This is a genomic window from Alicyclobacillus acidocaldarius subsp. acidocaldarius Tc-4-1 (genome assembly GCF_000219875.1).
In the GTDB taxonomy this organism is placed as follows: domain Bacteria; phylum Bacillota; class Bacilli; order Alicyclobacillales; family Alicyclobacillaceae; genus Alicyclobacillus; species Alicyclobacillus acidocaldarius_A.
On the sequence record NC_017167.1, the window covers coordinates 1,774,946 to 1,790,128 of the forward strand.

Here is a 15,183-nt window from a genome sequence, read left to right on the forward strand (position 1 = left end):
CAAATCCCGCCCACCTTGCATTCCGACCACGGCTGCATCAAACTCATGCATGACGAACAACCCCGCCGGGGAACCAGCGGGGCAGTTTCGCATGCTATGCTTTTTTCGTCCGTCTGCGGATTCGCTCTGGCAGACGCTCCGACCACGGCAGCAAGTCGTCCATCGTCGGGTCGTCAGTTCGGATGTTGGGTAGCCGTTCGAACAGGTATTCCAGGTACAAGTATGGATCCAGTCCGTTCTCCTTGGCCGTCTCCACTAGGCTGTACGCGATGGCGCTCGCCCGCGCGCCCCGTGGCGTGTTCGCGAACAGGAAATTCTTCCGGCCAATCACAAACCGCTTGATCGATCGTTCGCTCCGATTGTTGTCCAACTCCAGATGCCCGTCCTCCAGAAACGCCGTGAGCTTCGGCCATTGGTTGAGGCAATACGAAACCGCCTGCCCCAAGGCGCTCTTGGGCAGTACCTGTTCACCCTGCTCCTGAAGCCACGTCAAAAACTCGTCCAGCACCGGTCGGCTTAATCTCTGCCGCTTTGCGTGACGTTCTTCTGGCGGCGCGTCTTTCAGGGCGCGTTCAATCTTGAACAACCGGTTGCAGTATTCCAATCCTATCCTGGCCGCTGTCGGTTTCTTTCGCTCCTCTGCCGGCAGCGCGGTATGCGCCTCGTGAAACTTGCGTCTGGCGTGTGCCCAACATCCAACCAGCTTCACATCCGGAATCTCGTTGTACCCGCTGTACCCGTCCACGTGCAGATAACCCTTGAATCCCTTGAGAAATCGCTTCGGGTGCTCCTTCGAACGAGTCTCCTGATAGTCAAACAGAACAATCGGTGGCCCATCCTGACCGCTTCGGTACAGCCACATGTACGATGTCGCCTCGGCAGGTCTCCCCGGCTCATGCAGCACCTGCAGTGTCGTCTCGTCCGCATGGAGGTACCGGCGCTTGAGCAACTCCTCATGCAGCCGGTTGTATATCCATTCGAGCCACCGCGTCGTCCCCAACACCACCCAGTTCGCCAGGGTCTGCCGGGTCAACCGCAGGCCTTGCCGGGCAAACTGCTCCTCCAGGCGGTACAGCGGCAAGCCATCCACGTATTTCTTGTCGATCACGTACGCCAGCATCGAAGCGGACGCCAGGCTGCCCGGTATCGGGGGCTTGGGCATTTGCGCCTTGACCATGGGCGTTTCGGTCCGATGCTTGTCACACATCCGGCATGCGTATTGTTGCTGGACATGTTCGCGCACCTTCGTCTGTGCCGGGATGTGGATGAGCTCGCGACGGATCTCGACACCTGCCTCGTCCATGACCTCGCCGCAGCACGGACAGATCCGTTCTTCCTCCGGCAGACGGTATTCAATCCGCTCCACCGGAAGGTCTGCCAGCATGGCGTCCCGCTGCCCTGGCTGCTTCTTGCGCCGCTGGTACGTCACCGTTTCGAAGGTGGGTTCCTCTGCCTCTGGCTGCGCCTCCGCCTCCGCCTCGTTGAATATCAGGTCCAAGCGTATCTGGTCGTCCGTTATGCGTTCGCTGGATTTCCCGAATTGCCGATGGCGGGCCAGACGAAGCTGTTCCAGCAGCAACTTGACCTGCTTTTTCAGCTCCGCGATTTCCTTCTCTTGTGCTTCGCAGCGCGCCTGCAGGGTTTCCAGTTGGTTCGGGGTCGCTGTTGGGTTCATCATGCAAAAGGACTTCGACACGGTCGTCGAAATCCCTTGACAGATACTTCTGTGTTTACCGGCCTCACACCACTTTTTTCGCGGTAACCCTTCGGTGTGCTTTCGGTTGGTTCCATGGCAGTCCGTCCAACAGCCAGTTCAGCTCCCGGTGGCTGATGACGAGGGTCTTGCCGTCGCTTGTGTCCGGCCATTGAAACCGGCCCCGCTCCAGCCGCCGATAATACAGCCAGAAGCCGTTGTGCTCCCAGTACAGCAGCTTCAGTTTGTCCCGCCCCCGGTTACAGAACACGAACACCGCGGGAGAAAACGGGTCCAGGTGAAACGACTCCTGCACCAGAGCCGCCAATCCGTCGATGGACTTGCGCATGTCTGTGCTGCCGCAAGCCAGGTACACGCGCAACTCTCCCGGTCCAGCACCGATGTTCAGCATAGCGAGGCCAAGGTGCGCACCACATCGCGCAGCAGTTCAGTATCGTAACCGGGCGTGACCTCGATGACAGCAGGGCCCACGCGCACGGACAGCGGCTTGTCCGTCACTTCAGGCGCGGATTTCTCCACACGCACCGGGATGAAACGCGGCTCAGCATGATCACGTTGACGGCCGCTGTGGTTGGTGTCCGCCTTAAACTTGCCGACCCAATACCACAGCTGGTGTTCCTTGACCTGATGCGCAGCACACCACGCTGCGCCTGTCAATCCGCTGGCCCGAAAGTCCGCCACGCGGGCACGCCAAAGCTCGCGAAGTTCCTCCAACTCTGCTTTTGTCAAATGGATCCCTCCCATATACGGCTCTGGGGGGATCGTCTCGCAGGAGAGGGCCTGGCGCTAGGTGCGGACTATTTGACGCTCACCTTGAGGTTGATCGACCTCGTTTATCGACGCGTGTGGCAAATTAGCCCTCATATCAGAAAGTAAGTCTGGAGTCCCTAATGCAAACACAGAAGAATATCGACGTTCTTGGATGTACATGATTGTGGCCCATCCAGACGTGTACACCTGCTCTGGATGTACATCCAGGCCCAATCCACGCAAACGCTGGGTCACCTGGTCCCGAGTTGGTCGAGGATCATTGGTCAGGAAACGTATAATCTTTTGATTTTTTGAAGCCGTGCAAGCGATGCTTGAACTTCAGGAAGGAGCTCATCCCCCAGATAGATAACTCCATCGAGATCAAACAGAAATACGTCAAATTCCTCGGCAATCATGTTGGGCGGTCTCTCCTCAAAGGGAATTCATGAAAGGGTAGAGTAGATAGCAGATTGGCTTAATCTGAAGAAAGAATACTTATGCCGAAAACTTTCGTTACATGACAAATCGTAGCACAGTTATCCTCTGTGGTCTATGATCCCTCCTGTTCAGACCATGTCAAGTTTTCGTAGGAAAGACCTCACCGACACAACGTCCACGGTGTGTGGGCACCCATCAGCCTGTCAATCGCACAATCCAAATCTCTCCACAACCCCAACTGCACCCCCTCCACCCTCTTCAACTTAGCCCTCGCCCGCTCCACATACATCTGCACCGTCCCACGCCGAATCCCGAGTTCCCGCGCAATCGCCGAATACGTCATGCCGGACTCATACGCGAATAAGCACGCCGCTTCCCGCAGGCTCAGGATCGACTGCCACGCCACGGGAAGGCGCTCCTCCTGCGTATCCGCCTCCTCTGTGTCGGACGAGTCACTCCACCGCCTCCGCCGCGCCGCCAGCCTGTCCAGATCCACCAGGTCGCCCATGAGAACCTCCCGCCGCGGCGCACGGTAATGGCCCTCCATCTCCGCCAGCGCGTAGTCAAGCGTCTTCACCATGCTGTCGTACAGGGCAGCGTCGTGGTCATTGGACTCTTGTCGCGCGCGGTTGCGGGCTTCTCGGATCGAGTCGCGGGTAGACTCGTACTGTGCGATCAGGTCGTCCAGGTCCCGACGCATGGGTGTCCCTCCACAGGTTGTCCACAGTCTATCCACAGAGTTATCCACAAGTCACGCATGCCTCGTCCTTCAGCCAACTGAGTTCCTGCGCAAGCTCCGCATAAGCAAGATCGAGCGCCATGCCGCTTATGTCGCGCAACGACTTCGGGTGCATGATCCCGTCTACCCAGAACACCGGTATCGCACAATGCGGAGCGGCGTCATCCATGAGATCAAACGAGAACACCGACTCCGTTCCCCAATCCTCGTCGTACAGCGTGTCTCGAAAGAGATCCCATGCGCGCTCGCGGAGCGCTTCCATGTGTTCGTCTGCGCGACGTAACGGGACCATTGCCGCAATGGCCTTGATGCGTTCGCGCACCTGTTCCGCGATACCGGATTCGAGCCACTTTCGGAACAAGAGGTTATACGTATTCCAGGTGCTCTCATTGTCCATCAAAAACGTCCACACCGTCGCGTCGAGCGACAGGACAAGCGAGGCTCCCCAAAGACCGCTTGGACCGTCAATCAACACCACCTCTGGTCGAATGGCAACCTCCATCATCGTGACGAGCTCTGCGATATCCTCCGCCCACGCCTCATTCGCATGAACCCGACCTACCTTACTCAGATAATCCCGAGTATCGCGCCCGTAGGCCGGGACGACATCGATTTTCCCTGGCAGCTTAGCCGTCCATGCCGGCGATGCAAGCATGTCCCCGATGTCTACCGACTGTTCGATCAGCCAGTCCCCAACCCCATAGCGCGGCAGCTTGTCCGGCTCGACAAATCCACTTGTGGCGCCCGGAGAGTCCAGATGGGCATCCACCACGAGGACACGGCGGCCCCAATTCGCGAGCATCCGTGCGACGGCAAACGCCGTGGTCGTTCGACCCGTTCCACCGTTCACAGCGTACAGCAGAATGCGTTCCGTACCTTTCACCCTCTATCGAAGTCACGGCGCATGGGTTCTTCCTCAGTCATCAACGTTCGTCGAGTCGGACTGAGTACCCGAGGAGCTTCGAGGCGTCAGGGAAATTGAGCCGACCAATGTCGAACAGGTCGGGCCGCAGGAAGATCTTCGCGCGAAGGCGTTGCCACCTGCGCAGGCGGTCGAACCAGAACCCGATGAGTGCACGGATCGGCATGTACGAGCCCACGGCGTCAAAAGCCTCAAGCCCGTCATACGCGATAAACAGCCATTGGTCGATTGCCGTGAAGTGCTGGTCTATCGTATCAAGCACATCGCTTGCTTCTTCAAAAAAATTACGACGAACCGCCGGATACCAACCGCTGATGTCGGCCTCCTCAACGTCCGAGACCCAGTCCTGCGGGAACTGCTCATGGACGAAGTCGCGAATTTCAGACGAATTGTGCAGAAGACAACGGAGTAACAGGCCGAGCCAAAACACGCGCCACCCGATCACGTCCTCGTCTCGGAGGCATTCGATCGCAGCCTCGGGAGCCGGAAACGAGTCATCCTGGCCATAACCACGCACCCAGTTCTGATGCGCTACGAAATCCGACCGTTCAACTGTCCGTTCTGGGGAGGTCAAGATGAGCATGACATCAGGATCGCAGATACGACCTTCCATCACCATCGACTTCATCATCTCTCATTCCTCCGTTATGTTCGTTCAACTTATTTGTTCCTATAATAGCACATATATACTGGTTGTCAACACCTAAATTGCCCTTCCTGTCCATCCAAGCCCCTGTTCCAACACCCGCTGCATGCTCCACCGCAAGTCCGGTGAGAGATCCTGCATGTTGTGCAGCGCCCAGTCCAGATAGTCCAGCGGCACGTCCTTGAGCGGCATGCCCTTGTGCTTGCCGAACGGCATCGTCTGCACCTCAATCGGCGACTCCGCAAAGGAGATGAGCTCGTCCACGTCGTCGGGATACCCCGCCTCCAGATACGCCCGGAGCTCTCGTTGGAACACGTGCGCCGTCACGATCGCGTCGCCCAGCGCCCGATGGGGTTGTCCCACTTCCACGTCAATCCCGAGCCAGTACCGCAGAACCTGGTTCGAATGCTTCGGCGCGTCCGGCCAGAGATGCTGCGCCAGGCGCTTCGAACAAATCCACGGTCGACCTGTCTCCGGCAACATCCCGCGGTCGAACTCCGCGTTGTGCGCGACAAGAACCGCGTCGCCGATGTATCCGAGCACCTTCGGCCAGATCTGGGATAGGCGCGGCTTTCCTGCGACATCTCGGTCGGTGATGTGGTGCACTGCGGAGGCCTCCGGTGGGATCGGACAGCCTGGATCGACGAGTGCCGAATACACGATCTGCGACTCGCGGTCCAGACCGACTTCGACCAATGCAAGCTCCACGACTCGGCCATCTGGAGGCAAGCCCGTAGTTTCTGTGTCGACGACGACAAATTTCGCTTCACTCAGCCTCATCGTTTTCGCCCTTTCTTTTTCGCCCTTTCTTTGCTTGAGTTGGCGTTCTTGGTACAACGGGGCGGTGATACGGCTCCAGTTGTCGTTTGCCATACTTGCGCTCGAGATACGATTCGACCTCATGCGGCTCCCAGCGGTACACCGTAACGTCCGATGACCCGGTGGCCCGTTTCTCGTTATTCCAATTGGGTACTGATGTCGCGTGCTCGCGGTTCCTCATCCGATATCCCGCCCCTGAATTGCCTGCCACACTCGCTCACACATCTCGTCTTCCGTCATGTCCGATGTGTCGATCACGACACCCCGCACATAGCGCCATTGCTGCTCCGTCTCATCCTCGTTCGTCCTCGCGTCCGGAAGTTCTCCGTCACGTTGCAGAATTCGGCGCCGACGCACGAACTCGGATGCCATCAGCACAATGACCGAGCAGCCCTGCCGATCCGCCCACACTGCTTCTTCAGCCGTTCGCCCATCGTCAATTACAACCGGCGTCTGCACCGACTTCAGCACCTGTTCGGCATGGAAGAGCAGCGGGTTCGGCTGGAACTGTCGCAGAAAACGACCGACTTTCTGCATGTAGGGTCGTTTGACCGCCTTGCTCGCGCCTGTAAGCCACGGCGCGGCGATCTCCAGCACCGCTTGCACCGGCGAAGCCAGCGAGTACCTCACGTAGCCATGTTGTTGACATAGGTATTTCGCTACCGTCGTTTTGCCCGCACCCATCGGGCCAATCAAAAAGACATTTCGCACTCCGACAACGCCTCCAGCTCAATTTCGATACGCGGATTTGCTTTGTCGATCTCAAAATCCATTTCTCGAACCAGCACCCATCGATCGTCGACGTATAGCACGCCCTCCAGAGCATCCAGCAATACTTTGTTCCGATTGTTCGTATCCGTTCGTCTTCGGTTTGACCAGTAATACCATATCCTTAAGACGACCTTTGTACCGGGCGGAGGCACGCACCAACCGGTCCGCTGCACCCATTCGCGCGCCAACCACGCCGCGTCGCGTTTGAAACGCTCGGCCTCATGCGACAGCACCCGCATCCGCCGCCCGGTCCTCGGGTGGACGAAATTCCGATAGGCGTGGTTGACGCTCGGTGGAAGAGGGAGTACCAAGCGCCGCATGACAAAGCCCCCAACTGGATTACGAAACTTTTGGATCAACGGATCCGACCGACGCTGGGGTAGCAATCGCGTCCAGCAACTCGGCCAGGTACGCCTGCTCGGCTCGATAGCGCTCATAGAGTTGGTTCGCGCGATCGGTGTGACGGTTCACGAACCAAATCGCCTTCGCGCGAGCAACGCGCTCACCGGCCTGTTGTAACTGTGATGCGAGTAAAGTCAATCGTTCGTTCATGCTCCTCTTCCTCCTCGAACTCATCAAGACAATCTTGGCAGAGACGGCTCCACGGATAGTAGACAGGCTGCCCGCACAGTCGGCATCTCGGTCTCTCCATCATCCTCGCTGTTCGTTTGGACATCCTTGAAATCCCGCCTTTCGCTTGTGTTGAAATGCGCTCTCCGGTCTCAAAATGTATTCCTGAATGCGAACCTGGCCGTTGACCTCCATCACCACTTCGAGCACCGTCGGCAATCCGCGCCGCCATTTGAGGGGTCGGGCTTCAACGACCGTGGCCTGTCGTTGGTCATGTGCGTTCTGCATCTTCATCACCCAGTCGCGCAAGCCATTCGAGAACGTCTAATGCCTTAAAGCGCGCAACGGTATAATCTTGATGAACCTCCAATACATCACCGAACGGCCCGCTGGTTGGCGTTATGCGAATCCGATCCATCCTGGCGATTCGCGGAATCTTATAGACGACGTAGGCATCGCGGTCTTGTTCCATCGCGTCAATGCAATCTTCAACTATTCCCGCAACATTCATTGAGAGTCATCCTCCCAAGCTTCAGGCGTAGCGGGCGGTTGTCGGCGCTCGGGCGGGTCAATCGGGATCCACACCCGCGGTCTGCGCCCAAGCAACCATTGCCGGATCCAACGCCGCCAACGCGTGCCCCTGTGCATCGCGCATCACTCCCCTTCCGCTTCTTCCTCGTCATCGCAGTCGTCATCTACATCAATGTCCGCCAACACTTCCCTCAATGCATCCATTGGCTCATCGAGACTTTCGCCCCGTTCCCAGGCCCGATAGACATGACTTGCCGCCACGGCAAGCGCGTGGAGATCGAGCGCCAAGTTCTTTATCAGGTGCCTGTAAAATTGCTCTTGATAGTCCATGTGACCCCCTCACACTCGATGAACGGTTTCCGACAGGGTTTTTACAGGATACAGGCAGCCGACCACCCGGAACCCAATGCACGGCTCCTGCTCGACGCCGGGCGGCGGAGGCTTCCGTCTGCGATACCGCTCGCGCCGGGCGTAGAACTCGACGATCTCTCCCGAGCGAAGCGGCGGTTGATACTGAGGCGACCGCCCGAGCTGGAGCCACGCGTGCTTGCGCAGCAGATTCCCGTCGCGATCCCGAACGTCATACACCAGCGCCACGAGATCCCGATTCGGTGTGTGTCGACTCCACAAGGCGAACTCCGCTGTGTACCGCTCCAGTGCGGCCCGCATGGTCAGCGCCCCCTGACTGGGTCGAGATAGACCACTTGCGACTTCTTGCCGTCGCCCGGATTCGTTGTCGTCTTGAGCGTGACCCTGACCCGGGTGCCGACACATTTCCCCACAAGCGATTCCAGTTTCGAGACATAGTCGTTGTATCCAATCGCCAGCAGATCGTTCTTCAGCCACGCAAGAGCCTTCTCGTTGTCGGCGATGACTCTGTTGTGATAGACTCTCCGACCCTTCATTGTCCCCTCGTCAACCACAAGCACCAAGAACAAGTGCTTGCCGTCGTTGCCCTTGTTCTTGCGGACTTCGGCTCGCTCCAGGCGACAGACGTACTTGCCATCCGGCAACGGCTCGTATCTGCCGCCCCGGGCCGGCTCCACCTTCATGTACTTCTCGTCCAAGTCAGCTAGATTCATAGTTCAACCTCCCGTTCTACATTGTTCCATGTGTTGAGAGTACACGGCAGCGACTCCTCTCTGCTGAAGAGGGGAGTGAATGACAACGATAAGGTTTTGGAGTGCCCTTAAGTGTCTCGGGATTCCTCCAGCCCAATCGCAGCAATGCACTCCATGGTGTATTCCACCGGTCCAATGTCGTCCCAGTCGATCACGAATATGTCTTGCTCGGGCTCAAACTTGACCAACGTCCCCAACGCCTCATCTTCTGAGCGATGATAGACCCGATCCCCAACTCGAATGGGAATGTCCGTACCATCGTAGTAATGTTCATTGACGAAGACGTGCCCGGCAAACACCTCTTCCAATTGCTCTTGCGCGATCTCCAGCGCTTCGTCTCTCGAAACCCCAATCGCTAATAAGGTCCGAAATCCATCGGCCAGCAATTCGTTTGCTCGGAAGAGATCAAGATCTTCCATATCTTGTTCACCAACCAGATAAGATGTTCGCGAACACCGTTTGCTTAAGGGCGTGGGTGCGTTTCTTGTCGACAAGTTCGAAAGAATATCGAGAGTGATCAATAAATCTAAGCTCAATTCGAGAATACTTCGCCATCTCTCATCTCTCCGTGATGTTGCCCATACACGGCAGCCACTTGCCGTCGCAATCCTTCCAACACGATTTCCTCAGAAAACCCCATATCTCTCAATGTCTCAATCCCTGCGGCAATTCGCTCGCACGTCATCCTCAGCAAGAGATCATCCAAGGCGGTCATTGTTCCCTCACCCCTCACCAACCTCCACATTAGCTGACAGAATGGTACAGTCCTCACGCGGAATTGAGTAAATCTGATCCATAATGGAAGGAGACCACCATACATAAAAGTGAGTTTTTGTGTATCCAGCAATGCTGAATACTTCTCCGCTCTTAATCCCGCATGGTTGATCTCGTTTCACGCAAATGGTGACAAATTCCTCGGGCCAGTCTATAATCACAGTTCCTTCAATGATTTTCATCCCCCTCACGCTCCGTTCAGGTAGTTGCATGTCTCGTGCATGGCTATCGCCGCATCGCCATGTTGCCCTCCTGCTTATGCGTGGATTGCAAGACAAATCCATAGAGCAAGCCATTTTCGCAGTTGTAAGCCTTATAACTCAGCTACGCCGAGTACGCACGGCACCTCAACCTGTTCCCTCACCCAATCTTCCGCCCGTTTGGTGATCGGTTCGTCTGTGTCGTCAAGCAGCGTGACGAGATCCCCGCTTGGCACCAGCCGAATGATGATCTCCTGGCACAGCGGCCATTCCAATTTCTCGTCGACTATTGTCCCGGTTACCGTCTGTAAGGCCTCCAACGGCGTTGCCGCGACAACGTAACCGTAGTTCTCACCATCGCTGACGTACCAGAGCTTCACGCTCATATCTCACTGTCCCCCGTTGCGTCGTGGTCGTCATCCACGTCATCATCCTGAAGTTCGCGCTCCACATCGGCATCGATCACGTCCCAATCGTCGGACCATAGTTCGTCCTGGGCCATTTCAAGCGCGATGGATTCCGCCTCGGATTCATCGGTCGCCTCTACGGTGTACACGCGCGAACCGCTCCATGTGACCAAAACCTCGTATTTAGGCATCGTTACTTCCCCCTACTCAAAGTCTTCGTCTTTCAAATCCACAACCCAAGCAAACAGCGCCTGGGGGATCGACAATTCCAGCCTTTGATCGGTACGATCTACCGACTCTACCCGACAAAACAATTGCCGCATACTGCGCCCGTCCCACTCGGGGATATGGACGCATAGAAATTCGCCTACGTACGGATCGCCCACAACCTCGATCGGACCAAACAAGTTGCTATCCCATCGACTCGACGGCATTTGCGCTCCCCCACCATGATTCACCTTGTGCGACTGATTTGTTGTAACGATGCATGCAGAGTTGCTAGGTCGTGATGGATTGACATTGACAAAAACAGCAAAACCAAAGAAACCGGAATCGACAGGGTTATCAGGCTAGCCACACCAAGTTTCCATCCACCAGCAACGGAAACCCAGGCGGATACACCCAAAACACTCACACAAGCGAAGAAAACTACATTTTGAAACATCATCCACGCGTTTGTTGCAGCCTGGATGTACATCAATTCGAACATCGTCCTTCACCCCAAGCAAATTGTTTAACTTGCTACCAACGGCCCGCCGCTTCTAGGACCGTCTCCTCGTTGCAGCACAAGATCAAGCCCATCCCGCAACTTGCGGGCCGTAGATTCGTCCACCACAAGTTCCACCGTCCCGTGTTCGTCCTGCATCATCACACGAATTTCCGAGTCCTCGGCGATCACCTGAACTTCCGCTTTTCGTACGCTCAACCGCATGAAATTTCCTCCAGTTCTCGTTCAAGCTCCTTTTCCTGTTGTGCCAAGATCTTGAGCACCCGCTTCTCATCGTCGAGCGCCATCCGCATCTGTTCCGTCAACAAGTCACGGCCCAAATCGTCGTATGTGTGTCGCATGGCTTCCGCGGCGTCTGCACGGCGTTTCACCGCCGCGTACAACTCCACCAGCGCCTTGTACCGATCTGCTGGAATCAGCACTGCGTTGTTTCCAAACACCGCGCGCATTTGCACATCGTCCGACCATGTCTTGGCCATCATCCGTGTCTCAATCAGATCCTGATAGAGATCCAAGAGATGATCGAACACGTCCCGATACACACGTGCTCGACTCCGAAGTGCGGAATTATTGCTCGTCTCGCACTGTGCCCAGTGGCTCTGCAATTCCCGCAGGAAGTGGTCGTAGCACTCGCAGACAATGGTCAGACGATTGTAGACCTCAGTGACTGACACGCCCCACGTCGTTTCCACGCTGCCAAACCTCCCTTGCTTCGCGTAGAATGCTCGATACTTCCGCCCGTGCCGCCTGCAAACGAGCAAACGCAACCGGTTCGTGATCAGCGTCCGCCAGATCGTATAACGCCTCAGCGTCTTCAACACGACGACACGCCAGCTCCAACGCCTCTCGGTACGGTTCAAGGTCTCGCTCCACAAGCAGGTTCACCCCTCCCTATCCTGCGTGGTTTGCAGGACAAATCAGTCGCGCGTCAGGATCGCCGAGATCAGATGCAGGTTGTCGCACTCGTCTGAGAACAACACCGAGCGTCTGTCCCGCGCCACTTGCATCCGAACGGTCTTGCTGGATTCCACTGCGCTCAACGTATCCAGCACATACCGCGCATTCAGCGCGACCTTGACCTCATCGCCCTTGAACGCAGTCAACGGCACTTCTTCCCTCGCGTGCCCGCGCTCCGCAGACCTCGACGTCAGCTCCAGCACACCGTCCTTGACGTACAGTGAAACCGTGTGGCGTTCGTTCTCCGCCAAGATCGTCACGCGCTCAATGGCTTCCTCCAACCGTCTCCGCTCAATGCTGCACTCCGCCGCGAACTCCCGCGGCATCACCCGCGATGTGTCCGGATATTCGCCCTGGTACAGCCGCCCGAACAATTGCACTCCGTCCCACGCGAACATCACGTAACTCGCCGACTGGTAGACCTGCACTTCCGCATCCTCGTCGGCATCCAGCAACCGGGTAAGTTCCATGAGCGTGCGTCGCGGGATCGTGCAGCGAATCGACATCTCCCGATCGACGGTTTGCGACACCTTCGCTAACCTCAGCCCGTCCGTTGCCATCCAAATCAGCTTGCTGTCCTCGCACGCGACGTGGACGCCTTCCAAAATAGGCCGAGTCGCGTCCTGCTTCGACGCGGCGTACCCAACGCTTTCGATGGCCTCCACCAGCGTCTTTGCGGAGATCTCCACCGGCGCAATGCCCGTCATGTCCGGCAAATCGGGAAACTCCTCTGGGTCGAAGCCATGAAGTTCTGCGTGAGTGGTGCCCACGTCAATCGACGCGCTCAAGTGGTGGGGCGCGATCGTCGCAATATCAACCGTCCCCTTGGGAAGCCGCCGAACCAGTTCCGCGAACAGCTTCGCCGGAAGCACGACGCTGCCCGGATCCACCACGGAGGCCTCGACGGTCATGCGCAGCGCGACGTCGTAGTCGTAGGCGCTCAACGTCACCTGACCTCGCTCCGCCTCAATGAGCACACCCTGCAACACCGCCGCAGGCGTGCGCGTCTGCGCAATCCGCGCCAGTGCGCTCAGCGCAGGCTCCAAGACTTGCTGCTCCATCAGACAGCGCATGGCGTCTCGCCCTCCTTGGATCCCATCAGCAACTCGCGCAACTTGCCACGGTCCCACGGAACAACTGCCTGTGGAACGACCAGATAGATCTGATAGACCACCGACACATTGCAGAATCTCGGCACCGCCATGACCAATCGTGTCTCGTCACAGGGTTGATTGGGGTCATAGGCCATGTGAAACCTGCGATTCTCGTACGTTGGCGGGTACTCATCTTCCGCTACAACTCCCAAGCACAACCCGCGCTTGAGGCGAACTCGCCCGTGCTCCCAAACCGCGAACTCAATCATGGAATCCCTCCTCACTTATGGGTGGATTGCACGACAAGCGGCTCGATCTCGCCGTTGTGATACTCAAACATCGGCATCCCCAAGGCCTCCGCAATCTCCCGTTCCAACCGCGCGCCGCGCGAAGACTCCCAGTCCGGTAGGAACACCACCGCGTGACATCCGAGCAGGCAGTGCAGCGCCGCACGCATCCAGTCGTCCCACTCCCAGTCCTCGTCACCCGAGATCTCCGCCGGATTGACCACCACGAGGCCCTGCGCCCTAAGCCTCGCCGCCGCCTCGTGAAACGCCGGGCGGTTGAAGTCCGGGTAGCCGGACATGGGCCCGGCTAAGTACCAGCGACCGTCACGTTTAAGCGTCTCTAGGTCTTTCAGTGCCACGCGATTCGCCGCCTTTCTTGCTCCTCCGCATATCGGTCAATGACTTCAAACCACCGCGCGAACCGCGCCCGCAGCGCCTGACCCGCCCGCGGGTCGTAGTCCTCCAGTTCGACGATCAGTTCGTCCGCTTCGCAAGCGATGTTGATGAGTGCGTCTAAGTAGTCCTTCGAAACGACGGCCTTCATCGCATACTCCTTTCAAAATAGAAACTCTTAAGTTGTTTTCGAACTGAAAAACGATCAGGTTGGAATTAAAACTCGTAACCCTGTAGAGTTTCTGAGCATCCCATTCCCTATCTCATTCTGAAGTTGACGACCCTGTTGCTCTTACGTTGCTTTCGCACCTTGGAAACTCGAGAGATTTGAACTGCGATCCACCCAAAAACAAATCCCGCCACGACGGCGACGAAAACAGGTACTACAATGGGCGCCAACAGGCCGAGAATCATCCCTACAAACGATGCCGCAAGCGCCACGATGGAAAGCGTGCCGACCACTTCCAGTACATGAGTTTTTTCTCGAACTAATAACCAAGTAGAAACCATTGAACCTATGAAAACTGCAATTACCGCACCACCCCCGGCGCGTGCTTGAGGCGACGCCGTGTACAACAGTCGTTCCGTCTCAACGATCCAGTGCCACACCACATGCTCCCTCCTATCAACTCACCGTCTGCATGACAACCCACCGTTCGCGCACCCGCCTCAACGCCCGGCACACCGAGGGCTGGGTTACGCCCAACCTGCGCCCGATCTCAGCCTGTGAATACCCCGCGACCGTCCACCCGACAATCTCACGGTCTCGAGGCGTCAGCCCCGCCATGAACTCCCGAATCTCGACCACACTCCAGTCCGCCTCGTGCCAAAGGTCTCGACTCTCCACATGCTTTTCGCCTTCCTCCTCGTCTTCGAAATCCAGCAAGATCGAGCGTTGCAAAGGGCGTCTCCCTGCCCGCAGGATCAGCTTCTTCAACTCGCGCGCGATGGTCGGCGCGGCGAATCCCACGAACTTTCCGACTTCGGATTGATAGAACAACGTCGCCCTGCACAACGCCAACAAACCCGCAGCCACGAGATCGTCGAACTCGATTCCGAGTCGTTCGGCACGGTAGCGATAACGACGAGCAATGTAGTAGACCAGCCCAATGTTCTTGGCAGCTAGTTCGCGTTGAGCGTCGTTCATCCGCGTCACCATTGCCTCACTGACGCCTCCTGCATGATGACCCTTGACTCCGGTTCTTGGTCTCGTTTGCGTTTGGTGTCATATTCCGCGAGCGTTCGCTGCCCGAACACCTCGATGAGGGGTGGAAAGTCGTCGCGTGGCCACCATTGGACGACCACCCAGACCGTGTCATTCGC

29 protein-coding genes are annotated in these 15,183 nt (G+C 57.2%); all 29 read right to left on the minus strand.

All coding sequences use genetic code 11. The features are described 5' to 3' along the window. Window positions 1-94 precede the first annotated feature (94 nt). Window positions 95-1,678 (minus strand): IS66 family transposase, encoded by a 1,584-nt coding sequence (gene tnpC, locus TC41_RS08485; RefSeq protein WP_148260157.1) that lies wholly within the window; start codon window positions 1,676-1,678, stop codon window positions 95-97. 61 nt (window positions 1,679-1,739) lie between these two features. Next, window positions 1,740-2,105 (minus strand): IS66 family insertion sequence element accessory protein TnpB, encoded by a 366-nt coding sequence (tnpB, locus tag TC41_RS08490; RefSeq protein ID WP_014464597.1) that lies wholly within the window; start codon window positions 2,103-2,105, stop codon window positions 1,740-1,742. Then, window positions 2,099-2,443 (minus strand): IS66 family insertion sequence element accessory protein TnpA, encoded by a 345-nt coding sequence (gene tnpA, locus TC41_RS08495; protein ID WP_041695228.1) that lies wholly within the window; start codon window positions 2,441-2,443, stop codon window positions 2,099-2,101. The genes tnpB and tnpA overlap by 7 nt, the downstream gene beginning before the upstream one ends. Before the next feature lie 57 nt (window positions 2,444-2,500). After that, on the minus strand, window positions 2,501-2,719 hold the full coding sequence (locus TC41_RS17280) for a hypothetical protein (RefSeq protein WP_374952849.1): 219 nt from the start codon (window positions 2,717-2,719) through the stop codon (window positions 2,501-2,503). 29 nt (window positions 2,720-2,748) lie between these two features. Then, window positions 2,749-2,880 (minus strand): hypothetical protein, encoded by a 132-nt coding sequence (locus tag TC41_RS17060; protein WP_014464616.1) that lies wholly within the window; start codon window positions 2,878-2,880, stop codon window positions 2,749-2,751. Window positions 2,881-3,062: 182 nt separating this feature from the next. Continuing rightward, complete coding sequence (locus TC41_RS08500) at window positions 3,063-3,602, minus strand: sigma factor-like helix-turn-helix DNA-binding protein (RefSeq protein ID WP_041695233.1); 540 nt, start codon at window positions 3,600-3,602, stop codon at window positions 3,063-3,065. Window positions 3,603-3,642: 40 nt separating this feature from the next. After that, window positions 3,643-4,524, minus strand: coding sequence for a ParA family protein (locus TC41_RS08505; RefSeq protein WP_014464618.1), 882 nt, complete (start codon window positions 4,522-4,524; stop codon window positions 3,643-3,645). A gap of 40 nt (window positions 4,525-4,564) precedes the next feature. After that, window positions 4,565-5,194, minus strand: a complete 630-nt coding sequence (locus TC41_RS08510; RefSeq protein WP_014464619.1) for a hypothetical protein — start codon at window positions 5,192-5,194, stop codon at window positions 4,565-4,567. 72 nt (window positions 5,195-5,266) lie between these two features. Beyond that, entirely contained in the window at window positions 5,267-5,989 is a 723-nt protein-coding gene (locus TC41_RS08515; protein WP_041695791.1) for a putative quorum-sensing-regulated virulence factor, read from the minus strand. 216 nt (window positions 5,990-6,205) lie between these two features. Then, the gene (locus TC41_RS08520) at window positions 6,206-6,739 is read right to left on the minus strand and encodes an AAA family ATPase (protein ID WP_237699878.1); all 534 of its coding nucleotides are present in this window, start codon (window positions 6,737-6,739) and stop codon (window positions 6,206-6,208) included. Further along, window positions 6,721-7,119: a RusA family crossover junction endodeoxyribonuclease gene (locus TC41_RS08525; protein WP_041695234.1), complete on the minus strand. Its 399-nt coding sequence runs from the start codon at window positions 7,117-7,119 to the stop codon at window positions 6,721-6,723. The genes TC41_RS08520 and TC41_RS08525 overlap by 19 nt, the downstream gene beginning before the upstream one ends. A 19-nt stretch (window positions 7,120-7,138) precedes the next feature. Next, window positions 7,139-7,351 carry a hypothetical protein gene (locus TC41_RS08530; protein WP_014464623.1) on the minus strand — a complete coding sequence of 71 codons (213 nt, stop codon included), beginning with the start codon at window positions 7,349-7,351 and terminating at the stop codon, window positions 7,139-7,141. Between the two features lie 99 nt (window positions 7,352-7,450). Continuing rightward, window positions 7,451-7,657 (minus strand): hypothetical protein, encoded by a 207-nt coding sequence (locus TC41_RS08535; protein ID WP_041695235.1) that lies wholly within the window; start codon window positions 7,655-7,657, stop codon window positions 7,451-7,453. Further along, on the minus strand, window positions 7,641-7,880 hold the full coding sequence (locus tag TC41_RS08540) for a hypothetical protein (RefSeq protein ID WP_041695236.1): 240 nt from the start codon (window positions 7,878-7,880) through the stop codon (window positions 7,641-7,643). Before TC41_RS08540 ends, TC41_RS08535 begins: the two co-directional genes overlap by 17 nt. A gap of 143 nt (window positions 7,881-8,023) precedes the next feature. Beyond that, window positions 8,024-8,230, minus strand: coding sequence for a hypothetical protein (locus tag TC41_RS08545; RefSeq protein WP_041695237.1), 207 nt, complete (start codon window positions 8,228-8,230; stop codon window positions 8,024-8,026). A 9-nt stretch (window positions 8,231-8,239) separates the two neighbouring features. Next, window positions 8,240-8,569 (minus strand): hypothetical protein, encoded by a 330-nt coding sequence (locus TC41_RS08550; protein WP_014464626.1) that lies wholly within the window; start codon window positions 8,567-8,569, stop codon window positions 8,240-8,242. Between the two features lie 2 nt (window positions 8,570-8,571). Then, a complete protein-coding gene (locus TC41_RS08555) occupies window positions 8,572-8,982 on the minus strand; it encodes a DUF669 domain-containing protein (protein ID WP_014464627.1) in 411 nt (136 codons plus the stop codon). Window positions 8,983-9,089: 107 nt separating this feature from the next. After that, window positions 9,090-9,440: a hypothetical protein gene (locus TC41_RS08560; RefSeq protein ID WP_014464628.1), complete on the minus strand. Its 351-nt coding sequence runs from the start codon at window positions 9,438-9,440 to the stop codon at window positions 9,090-9,092. A gap of 668 nt (window positions 9,441-10,108) precedes the next feature. Next, entirely contained in the window at window positions 10,109-10,381 is a 273-nt protein-coding gene (locus tag TC41_RS08570; protein ID WP_014464630.1) for a hypothetical protein, read from the minus strand. Next, window positions 10,378-10,593: a hypothetical protein gene (locus TC41_RS08575; protein ID WP_014464631.1), complete on the minus strand. Its 216-nt coding sequence runs from the start codon at window positions 10,591-10,593 to the stop codon at window positions 10,378-10,380. The genes TC41_RS08570 and TC41_RS08575 overlap by 4 nt, the downstream gene beginning before the upstream one ends. A gap of 263 nt (window positions 10,594-10,856) precedes the next feature. Further along, window positions 10,857-11,111, minus strand: a complete 255-nt coding sequence (locus TC41_RS16275; protein ID WP_148260159.1) for a hypothetical protein — start codon at window positions 11,109-11,111, stop codon at window positions 10,857-10,859. Between the two features lie 24 nt (window positions 11,112-11,135). Further along, window positions 11,136-11,333 carry a hypothetical protein gene (locus TC41_RS08585; protein ID WP_014464633.1) on the minus strand — a complete coding sequence of 66 codons (198 nt, stop codon included), beginning with the start codon at window positions 11,331-11,333 and terminating at the stop codon, window positions 11,136-11,138. Beyond that, a complete protein-coding gene (locus tag TC41_RS08590; RefSeq protein ID WP_237699879.1) occupies window positions 11,324-11,989 on the minus strand; it encodes a hypothetical protein in 666 nt (221 codons plus the stop codon). Before TC41_RS08590 ends, TC41_RS08585 begins: the two co-directional genes overlap by 10 nt. A gap of 57 nt (window positions 11,990-12,046) precedes the next feature. Further along, window positions 12,047-13,159: a DNA polymerase III subunit beta gene (gene dnaN / locus TC41_RS08595; RefSeq protein ID WP_041695240.1), complete on the minus strand. Its 1,113-nt coding sequence runs from the start codon at window positions 13,157-13,159 to the stop codon at window positions 12,047-12,049. After that, the gene (locus TC41_RS08600; RefSeq protein ID WP_041695241.1) at window positions 13,147-13,449 is read right to left on the minus strand and encodes a hypothetical protein; all 303 of its coding nucleotides are present in this window, start codon (window positions 13,447-13,449) and stop codon (window positions 13,147-13,149) included. The genes dnaN and TC41_RS08600 overlap by 13 nt, the downstream gene beginning before the upstream one ends. A gap of 11 nt (window positions 13,450-13,460) precedes the next feature. Then, on the minus strand, window positions 13,461-13,826 hold the full coding sequence (locus TC41_RS08605) for a DUF4406 domain-containing protein (RefSeq protein ID WP_237699880.1): 366 nt from the start codon (window positions 13,824-13,826) through the stop codon (window positions 13,461-13,463). Further along, window positions 13,817-14,011, minus strand: coding sequence for a hypothetical protein (locus TC41_RS08610; protein ID WP_014464639.1), 195 nt, complete (start codon window positions 14,009-14,011; stop codon window positions 13,817-13,819). The genes TC41_RS08605 and TC41_RS08610 overlap by 10 nt, the downstream gene beginning before the upstream one ends. A gap of 107 nt (window positions 14,012-14,118) precedes the next feature. Further along, on the minus strand, window positions 14,119-14,469 hold the full coding sequence (locus TC41_RS08615; protein ID WP_041695242.1) for a hypothetical protein: 351 nt from the start codon (window positions 14,467-14,469) through the stop codon (window positions 14,119-14,121). A gap of 16 nt (window positions 14,470-14,485) precedes the next feature. Then, window positions 14,486-15,019, minus strand: coding sequence for a sigma-70 family RNA polymerase sigma factor (locus tag TC41_RS08620; RefSeq protein ID WP_014464641.1), 534 nt, complete (start codon window positions 15,017-15,019; stop codon window positions 14,486-14,488). Between the last annotated feature and the right edge of the window lie 164 nt (window positions 15,020-15,183).